The organism is Vibrio sp. 10N.222.54.E6 (assembly GCF_041473955.1).
Classification (GTDB): Bacteria; Pseudomonadota; Gammaproteobacteria; order Enterobacterales; family Vibrionaceae; genus Vibrio; species Vibrio tasmaniensis_A.
The window spans coordinates 153,028-172,169 of sequence record NZ_JBFRTD010000023.1 but is presented as its reverse complement, the minus strand read 5'-3'; the positions used below and the strand labels follow the sequence as shown (position 1 = coordinate 172,169).

Here is a 19,142-nt window from a genome sequence, read left to right as displayed (position 1 = left end):
CAGAGCCAGAGCCAGAGCCACAATTAACGACAAGTCATTATTCAAGCTACGCCGAAATACGCGCTGCAGAATTTGAAGTGCCGAATCTTGAGGATGTTCAGAAACTTCTGAGTCGTTTAGAAGCGACTAATGTTGTCGATGAGCTGAATCTAGATGAGTTGATGGATCGGAACACACAGCAAATTGCTCAGCAGGCAGACATGCAAATGTTTGACGCTGCAGTAGAGTCTGTTCAAGTGTCTGTAGATCCTGAAATTCAAGATTGGGATCTTCCAGAACCTGATTTATCAATTGCTGTAGAGCCACCTGTTGAATCGCAGCAAATTGAAGAGTTACAAGCTGAATCGCTGGAGACGGAGCAAGTAGAAGTTAAGGCTACTGAACCCGATCTTGAATCTCCTCAAATTGAGCCATTTACCGAACTTGAAACTCAAGCTGGTGGAGCCGGTCAGTTTACATCATGGGAAACGACGGCTAGAACTGAAGATTTTCAAGTGCTGTATTTTGATGTGAACGGTGTGACGTTTGCTGTGCCACTTGATGAGCTCGGGGGTATTCATCGCCTCGAAGAGTTAAGTCATATTATTGGCAAACCTGCTTGGTATTTGGGGTTGCAAACTAATCGAGATAGTAAGCTAGACGTGGTTGATACCGCCAAATGGGTGATGCCTGAAAAGCTATTATGTGATGATTATAAAGAAAATTATCAATATATAGTCATGCTTGGCGAAAGCTTGTGGGGGCTTGCGAGCACAGAGCTTAAAGGTACCGAGCTGCTTAATACAGATAAAGTACGCTGGCGAGAAACGGCAGGGAAACGGCCATGGCTCGCTGGTATGGTAAAAGAAAAAATGTGTGCTTTGATCCATGTTGAAGCATTAACCGCCATGCTAAATGCAGGGCTAGACGTAAAAGCATTGGGCTAGTACTACGATTGGTACAATATAAGCATCAAGTTAACAACAGTGGTCGGTAACGACGGCAAGAGGATTATCTATGTCTCATATGAGTGAAGTTGAAGTAAGAAAAGATCAAACAAATGATGAAGTACTTCAATGGGTGACATTTCAACTAGAAGAAGAAACTTACGGCATCAATGTAATGCAAGTACGTGAAGTATTGCGTTACAGCGAGATTGCTCCAGTACCGGGTGCTCCAGACTACGTTTTAGGTATTATCAACCTGCGTGGTAACGTTGTTACTGTTATTGACACTCGTTCTCGTTTTGGTTTGATGCAAGGTGAAATCACTGATAACACACGCATTATTGTTATTGAGTCTGAGCGTCAAGTTATTGGCATTTTAGTAGATAGCGTTGCTGAAGTTGTTTACCTGCGTTCTTCTGAAATCGACACGACACCAAGTGTTGGTACTGATGAAAGTGCTAAGTTCATCCAAGGTGTTAGTAACCGTGATGGCAAGCTTCTTATCTTAGTCGATCTGAACAAGCTGTTAAGTGAAGACGAATGGGATGAGATGGCTCACCTGTAATGTTTGAAGCGCTTCCTTTAAACCCTATTGCTCTGATAGTCGGAGTTGGGGTTTTTACGTTATTCATCGTGATTTTGATTAGCAAAGTAAAAAGTGCAATTCAAAAGCAGATCGATACGTCACGCCTGCAAGTTCGTAACTTGGATAAAGAGCTTCAAAAATCGAGTAAGCAATTACTTGAAGTTCGCTCTGTTGTGGTTGGCCTTGGTCAGAAAGTGACGGAACAGCAAGATCTGATAAAACACTTGAATGAACGTATTGTTGAGTTGGAACATGCGGACACCGATGGGCGTTTGTATACACGTGCAACTAAAATGGTTCAGCTTGGGGCTGGGATAAACGAACTGATCGAAGAGTGTGAATTACCTAAGGCAGAAGCTGAGCTGATGATGTCTCTGCAGAATAAGCTCGCAGGTAAGGAAAAAATCCCTTCGTTAAGAAGTAATCCTTCATCGTATGATGAACAACCTGCATCCTCTCGTGATCGCAGAGACCCGACTCGACGTCGTTAAATTTAGCGCTTACTGCGTAATGAGCAATTGATGTTCATCACGCACACCTCTTAAAAGAAGCTTCGGCTTCTTTTTTTGTGCCTGTTATACCTATATAGAACGATGTTTATAAGTATTTGTATCTAATGCAATATCTTGTTTGTTGATGAAAATGTGTAAATTGTGATGCGGTGGTAACAGTTTCTTACGGAGTTTGTCCTTTCGAAAACGCCTAGTCCTGTTTTGTCACCTTATTGGTGTGCTACTATAGCCCCCTCATTACTCGACTAAATTTACCTATGCTAGAAGTCTCAAATTTAACTGCTATTCGTGACGACAGGGTTCTGTTTGAATCGTTGTCTTTTCAATTGAAACCCGGTGAACTGGTTCAAGTTGAAGGTCGTAACGGTACTGGGAAAACGACACTCCTTAGGATTATCACCGGGCTAGGCGACCGCGATGACGGCACTATCTCTTGGGATGGCGAATCTATTGAGTCGAACCGAGATATGTATCACCAAAATTTGCTTTTTCTTGGTCACCAAACTGGCGTGAAACGCGAGCTCAGTGCCTATGAAAATCTGAGCTTCTATCAATCGATTCACAGCAGTGGAACGAGTAAGGAAGAACTTTACAATGCATTGGCTCAAGTGGGGCTTGCTGGTAGAGAAGACGTACCAGCAGGGCAACTTTCAGCGGGGCAACAGCGCCGTGTGGCATTGGCTCGTCTTTGGTTGAGTAAGCAAATGTTATGGATTCTAGACGAACCGCTGACTGCAATAGACAAGCAGGGTGTTAAGGTTTTGGAGTCTCTTTTTTCTCAGCATGCAGATAACGGTGGCATTGTGTTATTAACCACACACCAAGATATGTTTGCTGATAGCCCGAAACTAAGAAAAATAAAGTTGGGTGAGTAATATGATCTCTTCAATGACAACGATCATCCGACGTGAGCTATTGATCGCATTTCGTCGCCAAGCCGATATCTTTAACCCTCTGTGGTTTTTTATTATTGTCATCACCCTTTTCCCATTGAGTATCGGCCCTGAGCCAAACCTACTTGCACGTATTGCTGCAGGTATTGTTTGGGTAGCGGCTTTGCTTTCTGCATTGCTCTCTTTAGAGCGTTTGTTTCGTGATGATTTTCAAGATGGCGCGCTTGAGCAGATGATGTTGATGCCCATCCCGTTGCAGTTGGTAGTCTTGTCCAAGGTCATAGCGCACTGGTTATTGACAGGGTTACCATTAATATTGATCAGTCCGTTGTTGGCGGTGCTGCTGTCCTTGGATTTCGATACTTGGTTATCGGTAGTCTTAACGTTATCGGTCGGTACGCCTGCATTAAGCTTTATTGGTGCGATTGGTGTGGCTTTAACGGTTGGGTTACAAAAAGGTGGTGTGCTGTTAAGTCTGCTTATTTTGCCGTTGTATATCCCAATTCTTATATTTGCTACATCAGCGATTGATGCCGCAGCGTTAGGCGTTGCGTATAACGGACAATTAGCGGTGTTAGGGGCAATGTTAATGGGCGCGATGACGCTCACCCCATTTGCCATCAGTGCAGCACTGAGAGTGAGTGTTAACTAGTTAATTACCTGGTTAAGATTAACTACGCACTCACTAGCACTTTGCATGTTCAAAGTGAACGATTTAAAGCCTTCAAACTCCTAGAGTCACTGAAAGAAGCTGTAAGTCAAATAAATTATAATAATTATAGCTGTGATAGCTGTAAGCAATATGAAGTAAGAGTGAGATTACAACATGTGGAAATGGCTCCATCCCTACGCCAAAGCAGAAACCTCTTATCAGCTTGCTGGTAAACTTCTGCCATGGTTTTCGATCCTAGCGCTATTGTGTCTATCCGCCGGTACTGTATGGGGGCTTGCATTTGCCCCTTCTGATTACCAGCAAGGCGATAGCTTCCGAATTATCTATATCCATGTTCCGTCTGCAATTTGGTCTATGGGTGTATACATGTCGATGGCAATTGCCGCCTTTATCGGTTTGGTATGGCAGGTAAGGCTGTCAGACATGGCTGCGTTGGCTATGGCGCCTATCGGTGCTGTATTTACCTTTATTGCGTTACTAACTGGCGCTGTTTGGGGTAAACCAATGTGGGGTGCTTGGTGGGTTTGGGATGCACGTTTAACCTCAGAGCTGATTCTTCTATTCCTATATTTAGGTGTTATTGCACTGCACCATGCGTTTGACGACCAAAAAACCGCAGCAAAAGCAGCCGGTATTTTGGCCATCGTTGGTGTCATCAACCTACCTATCATTCACTTTTCAGTAGAGTGGTGGAACACACTCCACCAAGGCGCAACAATTACTAAGTTTGATAAGCCTTCTATTTCAAGTGACATGCTATGGCCGCTTCTTCTTAACATCTTCGGTTTTGCCTTTTTCTTTGGTGCTGTGACTATGGTTCGTTTTAGAAACGAAATCATCAGTAAAGAGAGTCACCGTCCATGGGTTCGCAAGCTAGCGGCTAATAAAGCGTAGTAGGGTAGGTAATTATGTATTTTGAATCTCTGAGTGATTTCTTTGCCATGGGTGGCTACGCCTCATATGTATGGAGTGCATTTGGAATCACATTCCTCGCGATGATCATTTTACTGGTCGTAAGCGTTCGTCGTGGTAAGCAATTATTAAATGAAGTACAAGCTAAGATTGACCGTCAAGCTCGTATTGATGCAGCAAAAAATATGGAGAACACTCTATGAACCCAAGACGCAAAAAGAGGCTAGGCATTATCTTAGCGATCTTTTTTGGTATCAGTGCAACTGTTGGATTGATGGTTTATGCACTTAACCAGAACATGGATCTGTTCTATACACCAACCGAGCTCGTCAACGGCAAAGATGGTAAAAAACCTGAAGTGGGTCAACGCTTACGTATTGGTGGCATGGTTGTAGTCGGCTCTGTAAGCCGTGACAATGAATCATTGCGTGTTAGCTTCGATTTGGCTGATGTAGGCCCTAAAGTGACGATTCTATATGATGGCATCCTTCCTGATCTTTTCCGTGAAGGCCAAGGTATTGTTGCTCAAGGTGTCCTTAAGGATGCAACGACAATTGAAGCGTTTGAGGTGTTGGCAAAGCACGATGAAGAATATATGCCTTCTGAAGTTGCTGAAGCAATGAAGAAAACTCATGAGCCTTTGCAATACACGACTGAACAAAAAGAAGGAAATGCTCAATGATAGCCGAGATCGGCCATTTTGCGATGATCCTGTCTTTGGGACTTGCACTGCTGCTAAGCGTGCTCCCACTGTATGGAGCCGCTCGAAATAACACATTATTGATGAACAGTGCACGACCGCTGTCGTGGGGTATGTTCGGATTCCTAGCGATTTCGTTCTTTATCTTGTGTTACGCGTTCTACACAAATGATTTTACGATTCAATACGTAGCAAGTAACTCGAATAGCCAACTACCTTGGTACTACCGAATTACCGCGGTTTGGGGGGCTCATGAAGGCTCACTACTGCTTTGGGTTCTAATCCAAGCGGGTTGGACGGTAGCAGTTGCAACGTTTAGTCGTGGTATGCCTCAAGAGTCTGTGGCTCGCGTACTGGCGATTATGGGTTTAATTACTGTCGGCTTCTTGCTGTTCATTATCGTAACGTCTAACCCGTTTTTACGTACATTGCCTTTCTTCCCTGTTGATGGCCGTGACTTGAACCCACTACTGCAAGATCCGGGTTTGATTATTCACCCGCCAATGCTTTACATGGGTTATGTAGGTTTCTCGGTAGCGTTCTCTTTTGCAATCGCTTCTCTAATGAGCGGTCGTTTAGATACGGCATGGGCTCGTTGGTCTCGTCCTTGGACAATCGCTGCTTGGTTATTCCTAACAGTAGGTATCGCACTTGGTTCATGGTGGGCTTACTACGAACTTGGCTGGGGTGGCTGGTGGTTCTGGGATCCAGTAGAAAACGCTTCATTCATGCCTTGGTTAGCTGGTACTGCTCTAATGCACTCACTAGCGGTAACCGAAAAGCGTGGCACATTTAAAGCTTGGACAGTCTTGCTGGCTATCTCTGCATTCTCACTAAGCTTACTAGGTACATTCTTAGTTCGTTCGGGCATCTTGGTATCGGTTCACGCATTCGCGTCGGATCCTGCCCGTGGTATGTTTATTCTAGGTTTCTTAGTGTTCGTTATCGGTGGTTCACTGTTGTTGTTTGCTGTTAAAGGCGCATCGGTTCGTGTACGTGGTAACTTCGATTTGGTTTCTCGTGAAAACGCGCTACTCGGCAACAACATCCTATTGATTGCTGCACTTGTGGTTGTGTTAGTTGGTACCTTGCTGCCATTAGTTCATAAACAGTTAGGCTTGGGCTCGGTATCTATCGGTGCACCATTCTTTGATATGTTGTTCTTCTGGTTAATGATCCCGTTCTCGTTCCTATTAGGTATCGGTCCACTGATCCGTTGGAAACGTGATAACCTATCTAAGCTCGTTAAACCTATGCTGATCTCAGGTGTATTCTCACTGGGCTTAAGTGCGCTAATGGTTACGATTTTGGCTGACCGTTTCAGCGGTACCGCTTTTGCCGGTTGGGTAATGGCATTCTGGATTATCTTCATGCATGGCTTTGAGCTTCATGAGCGTGCGACACACCGTCATACATTCCTGAAAGGCCTGACTAAGCTACCTCGTAGCCACTGGGCGATGATGTGTGGTCACATTGGTTTGGCCGTGACAGTGATTGGTATTGCGATGGTGCAAAACTACAGCATCGAACGTGACGTACGCTTAGCACCAGGTGAAAGCTACCAACTTGAAGAGTACAGCTTCCTGTTTACAGGAGTTCGTGACAAAGATGGCCCTAACTACGATGGTTACATTGCTGACTTTGAAATTACCAAAGAAGGCAAATACATCAACACGCTTCACGCTGAAAAACGTTTCTACACAACCGCTAAGTCGATGATGACAGAAGCGGCGATTGATCGTGGCGTAACGCGCGACCTTTACATCGCAATGGGTGAGCGTTTAGACGACAATAAATCTTGGGCTGTGCGTATCTACTACAAACCATTTGTACGTTGGATCTGGGCTGGTTCTCTGATTATGTCGATTGGTGGTGTTATTGCTATCAGTGACCGTCGTTACCGCTTCCGTAAGCCAACGAAAAAGTCTACTAAAGAGCAGGAGGCTTAATTCGAATGAACAAGAAGATTTTATTCATTCCATTGATTGCGTTCATGGTTCTAGCTGGAATCTTTGCGACTCAATTGATGCGTAACCAGTCGGGTGATGACCCGACTAAACTTGAATCGGTATTGATTGGTAAGCCAGTACCTGAGTTCGGTTTAGAAGACTTAGAGCAACCGGGTAAGTTCCATGATCAAGCTATCTTTAAAGGTGAGCCACTGCTTCTAAATGTGTGGGCGACTTGGTGTCCTACTTGTTATGCAGAGCACTCTTACTTGAATAAGTTAGCGGGTCAAGGCGTTAAGATTATTGGCCTTAACTACAAAGATGATCGCAATAAAGCGGTAGGTTGGTTAAAAGAGCTGGGCAATCCATACTTGATCAGCCTGTTCGATGGTAACGGCATGCTAGGTCTTGACCTTGGTGTGTATGGCGCTCCAGAGACTTTCCTCATTGATGCTAACGGCGTAGTTCGTTATCGCCATGTTGGTGACGTGAACCCAACTAACTGGGCATCGACGCTTGAGCCGATGTACCAAGAGTTGTTGGAGGAAGCGAAATGATTAAGAAGACACTGATTGCTCTATTCGCTACATTTGCTATTTCGGCGACTGTTTCTGCTGCGCCTATCGAATTTCATGAATTTGATACCGTTGATCAAGAGCAGCAGTTCAAAGAGCTAAGCAACACGCTGCGTTGCCCTAAATGTCAGAACAACACCATTGGTGATTCGAACGCAGAGCTTGCGGTTGATTTACGCCAAAAAGTGTATGAAATGACAAAAGATGGCAAGTCGAAGCAAGACATCATTGATTACATGATTGCTCGCTACGGTAACTTTGTTACTTACAACCCACCACTCACATTAGCCACATCAATCCTTTGGGTTGGTCCGTTTGCGGTAGTCGTGTTTGGTTTCGGTTTGATCATTTTACGAAGCCGAAAGTCAAAGTCGAAAGCAGTAGAGTCAGATAAAGACTGGGATGCAGACAAAGAAGCTCGTTTAAAAGCGTTACTCGATGAAGAGAACGACGGAGATAAGAAGTAATGACTCTATTTTGGATTTCTACCATTATCCTTTCGCTAGCAGCTATTTTCTTAATTGTTCTGCCCTTCATAAATAAGAAGGCGAACAATGATGAAATGCTTCGCGACGAGTTGAACAAAGCATTCTATAAAGATCGTCTCGTTGAGCTCGAAGTAGAAGCAGAAGAAGGCCTTGTTGATAACCAACAAGAGCTGATCGCTGATTTGAAACAGTCTCTACTTGATGATGTACCTGCGCAGAAAGAGATGAAGAAGACCCAAATCTCAACATTGGGCGTCGTAGTACCATCTATTGTCCTAGTCGTGGTTGTTACATATGGTATGTACTTTCAGTTTGGTGCTTTGGATAAAGTCCAACACTGGCAAGAAGTGAGTTCAAACCTTCCTGAGTTGTCTAAAAAGCTAATGTCATCGGAAGGTGGTGCATTAACGGATGATGAATTAGAAGATTTGACTCTGGCACTTCGTACTCGTCTGCACTATCAACCAAAAGATTCGACAGGTTGGTTACTATTAGGTCGTATTGCATTGGCTAACCGCGACGCGGAAACTGCGAAAGATTCGATGCAAAGAGCTTACAAGCTTGAGCCAAAGAATGAAGATGTTCAGCTAGGTTATGCACAAGCATTGATGCTTTCACCTGATGATGCGGATCAAAACCAAGCTCGTTTAATTTTGAGCCGTTTGATTCAAAACGACTATGTTGATCTTCGTGTGTTCTCGTTGCTAGCGTTTGATGCGTTTGAGCGTCAAGACTACCCAGGTGCTGTTAAGTACTGGAGCATCATGCAACAGATGATTGGTCCACAAGACAGTCGCTATGAAATGTTGTCGCGCAGTATTGAAAGTGCACAGAAGAAAATGGGCAATGCTATGGGCGTTGACCAAGGTAAAACTGTTGCTGTAACGCTTGAGTTATCTGGTGATGTGAATGCTGCCCCTAGTTCAGTGTTAGTTGTATCAGTGCACAGTGCTGACGGCTCACCAATGCCGATTGCTGCGGCTCGTTATCCGCTAGGAACTTTCCCTCGTACTGTCGTTCTTGATGATGGCAACAGCATGTTGGAAGGGCAGAAGTTGTCCAGCCTTGAAACTCTAATGGTTAGAGCTAGGCTTGATACAGATGGTAACGTTTCAACTCGAGACGGTGATTGGTACGGTGAAAGTGAAGTGGTTGAACTGGGTGCCCCAGTTACCATTGATATCAATAAGCAATATTAATCATTACTTTGCATAGGTGTTAGCTATTCCGATTTATTAAAAAACGGTATAGACTTACGCAACCAATTGAGGCCAGCGATTGCTGGCCTTTTTTATTATTCCTTATGGAAAAGGTGATATGTCTATCAGTGTTTTAAGACTTTCGAGTTTACTCTTCATCGCAAGCTTAACGGTAGGTTGTTCGAGCGTACCAGATGAAAGCAATGGTGGTGATAACCTCGAAACCTCTGAATATGTCGAAGAGTCCCATCCGAACGACCCTTTTGAAGGTTTCAACCGAGCGATGTGGGATATCAACTACGAGTATCTCGACCCTTATTTGGTTCGACCTGTTTCTCTTGCCTATGTTGACTATACCCCTGTACCAATTCGCTCTGGTATTTCCAATTTTTTAGCCAACTTAGATGAGCCATCAAGTATGCTCAACAATCTCATTATGGGTAATGGTGGGAAAGCGCTTGATCATTTCAATCGTTTTTGGATTAACTCTACCTTTGGTCTTCTTGGTCTGATTGATATTGCTAGCGAAGCGGGGATCACCAAATATGACGAAAAGTCGTTTTCTGATGCGATTGGTCATTATGGGGTAGGGAATGGACCGTATTTTATGCTGCCGGGATATGGCCCTGTGACGACCCGACAAGTAACAGAGCAAGTGGATAGCTTATATGTACCTTTGTCTCTGTTTACCTTTTGGGCAAAGTTAGGGAAGTGGGCCTTTGAAGGTATGGAAACACGTGCTCAGTTGGCCTCGCAAGAAGCCTTATTAGATGACTCTCCAGATCCATATGCTTTGACTCGTGATATTTACATCCAACGTCAAGATTTTAAAGCTGAGATCGAGCCAGAAGAGGTTGATCTTGAGGAGGAAGATTTCATTGATGAGTATCTCGAAGATTACTAAATACAAAGCTTAGATAAGCAGATAAGAGAAAGGCTCGATGTTAATTCAACATCGAGCCTTTTTAATGTTTTCTACTTTTCTACTTTTCTACCTTTCGGTAAGAAGGTAAGTAGATAATTAGGTAACTAGCCTAGAAGCGGTAGTTAGCTTGGATACCGACTAACCAGATGCTGCCTGTCACTTCGCCTTCGAAGCTACCACCAAAGTAATCTGCTTTTGGATCTTTTTCATGCATTTTCGCGTCTTTCGCTAGAATGTAAGTGAAGCCTGCATCCAGAGTTAGCTGTTCAGACCATTGGTAGCCCGCACCAATACTTAACCAAGTGCGGTCTGTTTCTGGGATCGTCGCAGTACGGTGCTCTTCGCTTACCGCTGAAGTATCGTAGGCAATACCAGAACGTAGTGCTAGTTTAGGTGTCATTTGGTAAGTAGTACCGATTGCAAAGCGGTAGTTGTCTTCCCAGTTCTCTTGCTTGATCTCTACACTTTTTTCACCAGGGAAATCAGCAACAAGCTCTTTAAAGCTGCTCCAGTTTGTCCAGTTAATACTCGCGTGAACCGCTACAGTGTCTGTCAGCTGGTGGAAGCTAGCAAGTTCAGCTGTTGCCGGAAGAGCGAGATCCATTGAACCACTTTTGTGTGCTTCTGGGTTTTTAGGGTTGAAACCAAAACCTTTAGCGTAACCTTCTAGAGTTAGATCTACTTCTGATTTGTAGGTGAAGCCTAGGCGGTTGTCTTCATTAATATCCCAAGCGGTACCAACTTGCCAGCCCCATGCCTTGTCATCACCTTCCATGTATTTCAAAGAGGTACCAGACTTCACTGGAATAAGAGAGTTTTTAGTTGATACTGCGCCAAAGCTACCTTCAGCTATGATGTAACGTACGCCACCACCAATAGAAACACTCTCTAGCACTTGGTATGCAGCATTCAGGTTCAGCTCCATAGTAGTCACACTTGCTTCGTTACCATGGTTTGCACCGCCGAAGTCTTTACCTAGGTCCGTAGCCATGCCGTAGTTAGTACCAGCAGCAAAGCCTAACGCAAATTTTTCGTTGTACTTATGAGAAACATAAAAGTTTGGAATAAAAGCACTGTGCGCGAAGTCACTAGAGTTAGATGTTGTTTTTCCGCGAGGAGTTGTAGAAGTCCCTTCAATATCAATATTTGGGTCAACGTAGATACCACCCACAGAAACCTGTGTGCCCTCTAGGTAAGTCAGCATAGCAGGGTTACGCCATTGCGCGTCTGCACCGTCAGCCATTGCTGCTTCACCAGCGTAAGCACGACCTAAGCCTGTTGCTGAGTATTCTGCTAGTTGAAAACCTGCCGCGTTAGTGACGGTAGAAGTCGAAAGTAATCCTACTGCCACTGCAGCAGATAGAAGAGTTTTATTCATTTTCATTATTATGTTCACTGAATCATAAGTATTTAGTGGCGTGATTCTACTTTTAGAGTTATTACTTTAAAAATGAAATTCGAATAAAACAGTGTTTTAGGGATTAAATGAGCAAATGTGTTTAATTATTAGAGAAATCATCTAAATGTTTCGGCTGTGTTGCGAAGTTTGAGCGTACACCTGTAGCTGTATATTTGCTCTGCAGGCTACAGTTGTAAGCTTAAATTTAGGTTGGTCAGTGGTTTAGGAAAACAAAAAAGGGTCGCACAATGCGACCCTTTGGGATTATAGCTAACTTTATATTAGAAGCTGCGGCTGTACTGAAGACCTAATAGGATTGCATCAGCATGTGTCGTCGCTGTTAGTGGTGTACCTGAAGAGGTTTCTGAAACCTTCACATCGTCACCTAACAAGTATGTAAAGCCGAAGTCTACGTTTGAAGCAGTGTCAATGTGGTAAGTGAAACCAGCAGAGAACCACTGACGGTCTGAATCCGGAACAGAGATAGATGTCAGTTCGTCTTGCGCACTGGTGTCATACATGTAACCGGTACGCAGTGTCCACGTATCGTTTAGGTAGTAAGTACCACCAATTGCGTAGTGCCAACCATCTTGCCATTTGTATTCTTTATTGTAGCTACCATTTGCCCCACCAACTGGTGATGTTGCTAGATCTAAGTTTCTAAATTCGATCTGGTCGAAGTCACCCCAGCCGATCCATTGTACAGAGTAGTGAACTGCGAACTTAGTATCTTCAATTTTGTGGAAACCAGAGAATTCAGCGATGTCTGGTAGTGGTAGCGTGATTTCTTGGCCCTTGTCATCTTTAGCGGTGATTTCAGGGCTATAACGGTACGCTAGACCAAAACGGTTGTTTTCATCTAATTCGTAAACGGTACCAACATTAAAGCCAACAGCCCAACCATCAGCTTTGTCGACGTTTAATAAAGAGGTGCCTGCCGGTGGAATTCCCTTAGATGGATTTCCTTTACCAAAACCAGCACCAGCGGTACGTTTCATCGTACCTTGACCATAAATAAGGTCTAAACCTGCACCGAAGCTCCATTGGTCGTCTAGTCGGTAAGAACCAGCAAGACCAAAGTTAACGCTCTTAACATCAGTTAAGCCGCCGTACTCAGCTGCCGGATAGTTGTCGTCAAACTCTGTTTTAGTACCGAAGTTTGAGTAGGCATTGATACCCCAAGCAAATTTATCATTTACTGGAACGATAAGGTGGATGTTAGGCGCGATTGATGTGTCACCTACATCATCAGTATTATTTACTGGCACTTGACCACCAACGTAGTTAACGTCGTTGACTTCAATCATTGAAGTGATGCTTTCAAAACCAAGAGATAGCTCAGTTTTATCAAATAGTGCCATTGCTGCAGGGTTACGTGCCATTACTGACGCGTTATCTGCGATTACTGCATCACCAGCAAAAGCACGGCCGATGCCTGTTGCTGATTGTGCGTTAAGTTGGAAACCTGCTGCCATCGCTTGCGAAGACGCCAGTGTAATTGTTACTGCTAAAAGAGACTTTTTAAACAGACGCGTGTTGTTGGTAGTCATTCATTTATTCCTTTATATATCCGCCTCTACAGGGCGATTAATTTGAGCAATTGCTCAATGTTGGCTGATCCTATTCGGAAGTATACGATATACAAATCCGACCATTGGAAATTTTGAGGGTAAAATTATGGAAATGACGCCTATCTGGCACGAAAATGGAGAGAAATGCTGTTTTTTAGAGTTTTAACTCTAGAGGTATTGGTGTGGTGAATGGTTTTGCGATTTATTGATAAATAAAGCCCAGCAATATCAGTGGTATACTTGCTGGGCCTTTTGTTACGGGGCTTTGAGAGCAAATTAGCTCATTGGTTTGATCATTTTTGTCAGCTTTTCGGCGATTTTAGAGACATCCTCGCCATCTTCCCCTACAAGGATCAAACTGCTGCCATCGATCGGTGTTACCGAGCCTGACATGCCTTTTTCATCAAAGTCGATAGACTTGTCAGTCGGAATGCCAGTTAAAAACAGCGTGACTTTGCCTTTTTCGCCTTGGAAAACCATGTGCATTGCGTTGGATTTGCCAAAACCACAGTGGTTCAGGTAATAGACGTGGTAAGGGAAGGCTTCATCAAACTGAAAAGCAAACGGGTTCATTTTTGCGTTGATTTGTTGAGATGATACATTTTCATCAAGTGCACTAACGAAGCTCTTTTCATCAACAACATGTTTCATTGCAGTATCCGCCAAGCTTGCTTGAGCTGGAGATACCAACGCGTTGCTCCAGTTGACTTGACCAACCAATAAACCTGCAACGAATGCCACAGAAGCAGCCATTGCCATCGCTCGTCGAGCAAACGTAGGCCTTACTACTTTGCTCTCTTCGCTTGAGGTCTGATTGAATAGGATACGATCTGCCAGATCGTCTGGCACATCCACATTCAATGCTGAATGGATTTGCTTATCAAGTGATAGTACATCGTCTAAGAAATTACTATTGGCTTCACTATTCGCTGCTGCATCAATAATGTCTTGTGTACGTTGCTTAGGTTCCGACAATACACGACGACGAAATTCCAAATCATCCATTATGTTGCCCCCTCTCTGCCTCTTCTGTATCCAGCATCTCTTTCAACTGATTTCGAGCTCTGAATAAACGTGTCATCACCGTATTTTTGTTAAGATCGAGAATATCGGCGATCTCATCACCACTAAAACCACCAATCACTTGTAAGAAGAGGGGTTCACGGTATTCGATTTCAAGTTTCATGATCTGCGCTTGCAACCATTGGTGTTGATGATGTGGGTCATCACTGATGCTAGCATCGTTACCATGATCGTCGATATCAACCAGATCAAATTGTTTGCGTTCAAAACGTCGAGCATTCTCGCGGCGCAAGATAGTAATCAGCCATGACTTTGCGGCTTTTTCATCTTGTAGGCTATCGAGTGACTTCCATGCACGAAGGCAAGTTTCTTGAACTAAATCTTCGGCAATGCTTTTGTCTTTGCATAGCCAATAGGCATAGCGAAAGAGGTCACGATGATAGGCGCGCACGAGTGCTTCGTATTTTCTTTGTTTGTCCATATCAGAGTTGACCGGACGCTTGGCTGTTTTCTTTCCAAACATTTTTATTATTGACACACGAGCCTCCATAATTGCTCTGCGTATAGCTGTCTTCTATACGTTGTGCTTCGTTATATATGCTGTTTCGTTTTTAGGGCTAACGTCGGCAGGAAGTCGTAAAATCACATTAAAATTGATCTACTTCAAAATTTAAGCCCTCGAAAACGCTATAGTACACCTTGTCGTCTAGTTAGTCATTCGTGGCTAGCATGTTGAGCAAGACGACACTTCCTTTTGAAGGCTGACTTTACTTTCTCCTAATCAGGAAACTGATTATTTCAATTGGCGTTAAGTTAATTGCTTTATATACATTCCGACCACACAGTTTTGTGTGGTTTTTTTTGCCTTAAGAAAAACATCCCTTACATAGCGATAACAGCTTTGCTTGCAATAGTTTAGTATCTTACGACAACCTTTCCCCCAAAAAGGTTCGCCTGAATGTTCAGTTAGATTTTCAAGCAGTGGGATACTCGTATCACGTTTATTTAAACGCCCGTTTGATTTAATTAACAACTTGTTTACAATGCTTCAGGTCAGACCTCTTAACCTTAAGGAGAAACCATGGGCAAACAGGAAGTCAAAACGCGTTCTGGAGAACGTGTTGCCGTTGTCGCTGGACTACGAACCCCATTCGCTCGTCAGAGCACAGAATTTAGCCAAGTGCCTGCGGTTGACCTAGGCAAAATGGTGGTGAGCGAAATGCTTGCAAGAACTGATGTCGATCCTGCGCTTATCGAACAAGTCGTGTTCGGCCAAGTAGTGCAAATGCCAGAAGCTCCGAACATTGCACGTGAAATCGTGCTGGGTACAGGTATGGACATTAATACTGATGCCTACAGTGTGACGCGAGCATGTGCGACTAGCTTCCAAGCTGCAGTCAACGTGACCGAGAGCATTATGGCTGGCACGATTGATGTTGGTATTGCGGGCGGCGCGGATTCTTCTTCTGTATTGCCAATCGGTGTTTCGAAAAAGTTAGCGGCGAACTTATTAGCACTGAGTAAAACGAAAACCATAGGTCAAAAACTGAAGATTCTTAAAACATTTTCAGTCAAAGATTTGATGCCAGTACCACCAGCAGTCGCAGAATACTCGACAGGTTTGTCTATGGGACAAACTGCTGAGCAGATGGCTAAGACACATGGTATTACTCGCGAAGCTCAAGATGCACTTGCTCACCGTTCTCACTCTTTGGCTTCTCAAGCATGGAAAGAAGGCAAGATTAAAGACGAAGTGATGACGGCATTCCCCGCGCCTTATAAAAAGTACCTAGCAGAAGACAACAACATTCGCCACGACTCGACGGTTGAAGGTTACGCTAAATTGCGCCCTGCATTCGACAGACAATACGGCAGTGTAACGGCAGCCAATGCCACGCCTCTCACCGATGGCGGTGCCGCAGTGATGTTGATGCGCGAAGGAAAAGCGAAAGAGCTAGGCTTAGAAGTGCTTGGTTACATTCGTGGTTACGCGTTCTCAGCGATTGGTGTTGAAACGGATATGCTGATGGGGCCGACGTACGCGACCTCTCAAGTATTGAAGAACACAGGACTAGAATTGTCAGACCTAACACTTATCGAGATGCATGAAGCGTTTGCAGCTCAAGTTCTGGCTAACGTCAAAATGTTCGCAAGCGATGAATTTGCTCAGAAGAATCTTGGCCGTGACAAAGCGATCGGTGAGATTGATATGGAGAAATTCAACGTGCTGGGTAGCTCAATTGCTTACGGACACCCGTTTGCTGCGACTGGTGCACGCATGATGACTCAAACACTGCGTGAACTTAAACGTCGTGGTGGTGGCCTAGCATTGAATACTGCTTGTGCGGCTGGTGGCTTAGGTGCAGCAATGATCTTGGAGGTGGAATAATGTCTACGACTCTTGATGTGAAAAAAGAAAAGAAAGCAGTCAAAAAAACGGATTCAAAGCCAGTGACTGTATCTAAAAGTGACAAGACGGTTTCAAACGATGAAGCCGTAAAACTGGCGACCGCGTTTTCTTTAACTATCGATGACCAAGATATTGCATGGCTTGCGATCGATGTACCAAACGAAAAAATGAACACGCTACAAGCGGCGTTTGCCGAAGAAATGAAAGCAATCTTCGAGCAGTTGAAGGAAAAGCAAAGCCGAGTTAAAGGCTTAATCGTTCATTCATTGAAGCCAGATAATTTTATTGCTGGCGCTGACGTACGAATGCTTGATGCTTGCAAGACAGCAGATGAAGCGCAATCTCTTGCTCGCCAGGGGCAGGAGATGTTCCAAGCACTTTCTGATTTGCCTTATCCTGTTGTTGCAGCGATTCACGGCCCATGTTTAGGTGGTGGCTTAGAGCTGGCACTATCGTGTGATTACCGCGTATGTACTGATTCAGATAAGACTCGCTTAGGTCTGCCAGAAGTCCAGCTTGGTCTGTTACCCGGCTCTGGTGGTACGCAACGTCTTCCTCGTCTTATCGGTTTACTGCCTTCTCTTGACCTTATTCTTACGGGTAAGCAACTGCGCGCTAAAAAAGCGAAATCGCTAGGTGTCGTGGATGCTTGTGTGCCAGAAACTATCTTGCTGGAAGTTGCTAAGAGCTTTGTTGAAAAGAACTCAGGCGGGAAAAAAGGTAAGCGCTTGGCGTCTAAAAGCCAAGCTTCGGCCAAAGAAAAAATAATTTCACGTACGGGTCTTGGTCGCAAGGTTATTTTTGAACAGGCTTCAAAGAAGACCAATCAGAAAACACGCGGCAATTACCCTGCCGCTGATGCGATTCTTGATGTGATTCGTTATGGCTTAGAGAACGGCTTTGATAAAGGTCTTCAGTACGAAGCGAAGCGTTTCTCTGAATTGGTGATGACCGCAGAATCCAAAGCCCTTCGTTCGATTTTCTTTGCCACCACTGAAATGAAAAAAGAACATGGCGCAGACGCAGAACCAAAAGCGGTTAAGCGTGTTGGTGTACTGGGCGGTGGTCTTATGGGCGCTGGTATCAGCCACGTCAGTGTTGCTAAAGCGAAAGTACCGGTTCGTATTAAAGATGTGTCTAATGAAGGTGTGCTCAATGCGCTTAACTACAACTACAAGTTGTTCGATAAGCAGCGTAAACGTCGTATTCTGAGCCGAGCTGGCCTTGAAAGTAAGATGCTTCAGCTTTCTGGTGGTATCGACTTTACAAGCTTTAACCATACTGATGTTGTGATTGAAGCGGTATTTGAAGATCTCGGCCTTAAGCAATCAATGGTTGCAGACATTGAAGCCAATGCTAAGTCAGAGACTATCTTTGCGACCAACACGTCTTCACTGCCAATCCACAAAATTGCAGAGAAAGCGCAGCGACCAGAAAACGTGGTTGGTCTTCACTACTTCAGCCCGGCAGAAAAAATGCCGCTAGTAGAAGTCATCCCTCATGAAACAACGTCAGAAGAGACGATTTCGACGGTTGTTGCATTAGCGAAAAAGCAAGGTAAAACGCCGATTGTTGTTAAAGATACGGCTGGCTTCTATGTGAACCGTATTCTTGCTCCATACATGAATGAAGCGGCGCATCTGTTATTGGCAAATGAGCCGATTGAAAAGCTCGACAGCACATTGGTGGACTTCGGTTTCCCGGTTGGCCCAATTACTTTGTTAGACGAGGTGGGTGTTGATATTGGTGCGAAGATCATCCCGATTCTGGTTAATGAATTAGGCGAGCGTTTCCAAGGTCCTGATGTGTTCGACATTCTTTTGAATGACAACCGTAAAGGCCGTAAGAGTGGCAAAGGTTTTTACACTTACAAAGGTAAAAAGAAGGAAGTCGATAAGTCAGTATACAAACTGCTTAAGCTGCAACCTGAACCTAAGCTAAGCGATAACGACATCGCAATGCGTTGTGTGTTACCGATGCTCAACGAAGCGGTTCGTTGTTTGGATGATGGCATTATCCGTAGCCCGCGAGATGGCGATATTGGTGCTATTTTCGGTATCGGCTTCCCGCCATTCCTTGGTGGTCCGTTCCGTTATATGGATCAAATTGGTATTAAGTCACTGGTAGAGATGATGAACGACTTCGCTAAGAAGTACGGTGATCGTTTTGCGCCATGTGATGGCCTACTGACACGTGCTGGGTTGGATGAGTCTTTCTACAAGTAACTCTTTCTATTAGTAACTTTCTAGCACTTTGATTATAAAGCTCGTATCAAGCAATTGATGCGGGCTTCATTTTTATGGGAGTATGCAAAAGAAAGGAGATTCCCGATTCAGTCGTTCCTCCTTCTCGGGAATGACGATTGAGATGTAAAAAGTAAGCTATTGTGTTGATTAGGAAG

The 19,142-nt window shown here is 44.3% G+C and carries 19 protein-coding genes; 15 read left to right on the top strand and 4 right to left on the bottom strand.

Annotated elements, in window-relative coordinates; all coding sequences use genetic code 11:
• The 13 genes from AB4513_RS14435 to AB4513_RS14375 form a co-directional block, all read left to right on the top strand.
• On the top strand, positions 1 to 926 hold a 926-nt coding region (locus AB4513_RS14435; RefSeq protein ID WP_102582937.1), incomplete at its 5' end, for a chemotaxis protein CheW.
• A 70-nt stretch (positions 927 to 996) separates the two neighbouring features.
• Entirely contained in the window at positions 997 to 1,491 is a 495-nt protein-coding gene (locus AB4513_RS14430; protein WP_009848530.1) for a chemotaxis protein CheW, read from the top strand.
• On the top strand, positions 1,491 to 2,003 hold the full coding sequence (locus AB4513_RS14425; RefSeq protein WP_009848529.1) for a DUF2802 domain-containing protein: 513 nt from the start codon (positions 1,491 to 1,493) through the stop codon (positions 2,001 to 2,003). Before AB4513_RS14430 ends, AB4513_RS14425 begins: the two co-directional genes overlap by 1 nt.
• Positions 2,004 to 2,281: 278 nt before the next feature.
• Positions 2,282 to 2,899 carry a cytochrome c biogenesis heme-transporting ATPase CcmA gene (gene ccmA, locus AB4513_RS14420; RefSeq protein ID WP_009848528.1) on the top strand — a complete coding sequence of 206 codons (618 nt, stop codon included), beginning with the start codon at positions 2,282 to 2,284 and terminating at the stop codon, positions 2,897 to 2,899.
• Between the two features lies 1 nt (position 2,900).
• Entirely contained in the window at positions 2,901 to 3,569 is a 669-nt protein-coding gene (gene ccmB, locus AB4513_RS14415) for a heme exporter protein CcmB (RefSeq protein WP_009848527.1), read from the top strand.
• Between the two features lie 174 nt (positions 3,570 to 3,743).
• Positions 3,744 to 4,484, top strand: coding sequence for a heme ABC transporter permease (locus AB4513_RS14410; RefSeq protein WP_009848526.1), 741 nt, complete (start codon positions 3,744 to 3,746; stop codon positions 4,482 to 4,484).
• A gap of 14 nt (positions 4,485 to 4,498) precedes the next feature.
• Complete coding sequence (ccmD, locus tag AB4513_RS14405) at positions 4,499 to 4,705, top strand: heme exporter protein CcmD (protein WP_009848525.1); 207 nt, start codon at positions 4,499 to 4,501, stop codon at positions 4,703 to 4,705.
• Positions 4,702 to 5,184 (top strand): cytochrome c maturation protein CcmE, encoded by a 483-nt coding sequence (gene ccmE / locus AB4513_RS14400; RefSeq protein WP_009848524.1) that lies wholly within the window; start codon positions 4,702 to 4,704, stop codon positions 5,182 to 5,184. The genes ccmD and ccmE overlap by 4 nt, the downstream gene beginning before the upstream one ends.
• Positions 5,181 to 7,151, top strand: a complete 1,971-nt coding sequence (locus AB4513_RS14395; RefSeq protein WP_009848523.1) for a heme lyase CcmF/NrfE family subunit — start codon at positions 5,181 to 5,183, stop codon at positions 7,149 to 7,151. The genes ccmE and AB4513_RS14395 overlap by 4 nt, the downstream gene beginning before the upstream one ends.
• A 5-nt stretch (positions 7,152 to 7,156) precedes the next feature.
• Complete coding sequence (locus AB4513_RS14390; RefSeq protein WP_009848522.1) at positions 7,157 to 7,708, top strand: DsbE family thiol:disulfide interchange protein; 552 nt, start codon at positions 7,157 to 7,159, stop codon at positions 7,706 to 7,708.
• Positions 7,705 to 8,193, top strand: coding sequence for a cytochrome c-type biogenesis protein (locus tag AB4513_RS14385; protein WP_009848521.1), 489 nt, complete (start codon positions 7,705 to 7,707; stop codon positions 8,191 to 8,193). The genes AB4513_RS14390 and AB4513_RS14385 overlap by 4 nt, the downstream gene beginning before the upstream one ends.
• Entirely contained in the window at positions 8,193 to 9,413 is a 1,221-nt protein-coding gene (ccmI, locus tag AB4513_RS14380) for a c-type cytochrome biogenesis protein CcmI (RefSeq protein WP_009848520.1), read from the top strand. Before AB4513_RS14385 ends, ccmI begins: the two co-directional genes overlap by 1 nt.
• A gap of 118 nt (positions 9,414 to 9,531) precedes the next feature.
• Complete coding sequence (locus AB4513_RS14375) at positions 9,532 to 10,317, top strand: VacJ family lipoprotein (RefSeq protein WP_009848519.1); 786 nt, start codon at positions 9,532 to 9,534, stop codon at positions 10,315 to 10,317.
• A gap of 130 nt (positions 10,318 to 10,447) precedes the next feature.
• Here the strand turns inward: AB4513_RS14375 and AB4513_RS14370 are convergent, their stop codons facing one another.
• The 4 genes from AB4513_RS14370 to AB4513_RS14355 all read right to left on the bottom strand — a co-directional run bounded on the left by AB4513_RS14370 (position 10,448) and on the right by AB4513_RS14355 (position 14,854).
• A complete protein-coding gene (locus AB4513_RS14370; protein WP_009848518.1) occupies positions 10,448 to 11,722 on the bottom strand; it encodes an outer membrane protein transport protein in 1,275 nt (424 codons plus the stop codon).
• A 296-nt stretch (positions 11,723 to 12,018) separates the two neighbouring features.
• The gene (locus AB4513_RS14365; protein WP_009848517.1) at positions 12,019 to 13,287 is read right to left on the bottom strand and encodes an outer membrane protein transport protein; all 1,269 of its coding nucleotides are present in this window, start codon (positions 13,285 to 13,287) and stop codon (positions 12,019 to 12,021) included.
• A 297-nt stretch (positions 13,288 to 13,584) separates the two neighbouring features.
• The gene (locus tag AB4513_RS14360) at positions 13,585 to 14,313 is read right to left on the bottom strand and encodes a DUF3379 domain-containing protein (protein ID WP_009848516.1); all 729 of its coding nucleotides are present in this window, start codon (positions 14,311 to 14,313) and stop codon (positions 13,585 to 13,587) included.
• Entirely contained in the window at positions 14,306 to 14,854 is a 549-nt protein-coding gene (locus AB4513_RS14355; RefSeq protein ID WP_009848515.1) for a sigma-70 family RNA polymerase sigma factor, read from the bottom strand. The genes AB4513_RS14360 and AB4513_RS14355 overlap by 8 nt, the downstream gene beginning before the upstream one ends.
• Before the next feature lie 558 nt (positions 14,855 to 15,412).
• On the opposite strand from AB4513_RS14355, the gene fadI reads away from it, so the two are divergent.
• Together fadI and fadJ are read left to right on the top strand one after the other, a co-directional pair.
• Entirely contained in the window at positions 15,413 to 16,720 is a 1,308-nt protein-coding gene (gene fadI, locus AB4513_RS14350) for an acetyl-CoA C-acyltransferase FadI (RefSeq protein ID WP_009848514.1), read from the top strand.
• Positions 16,720 to 18,966: a fatty acid oxidation complex subunit alpha FadJ gene (gene fadJ, locus AB4513_RS14345; protein ID WP_009848513.1), complete on the top strand. Its 2,247-nt coding sequence runs from the start codon at positions 16,720 to 16,722 to the stop codon at positions 18,964 to 18,966. Before fadI ends, fadJ begins: the two co-directional genes overlap by 1 nt.
• The last annotated feature ends 176 nt before the right edge of the window (positions 18,967 to 19,142 follow it).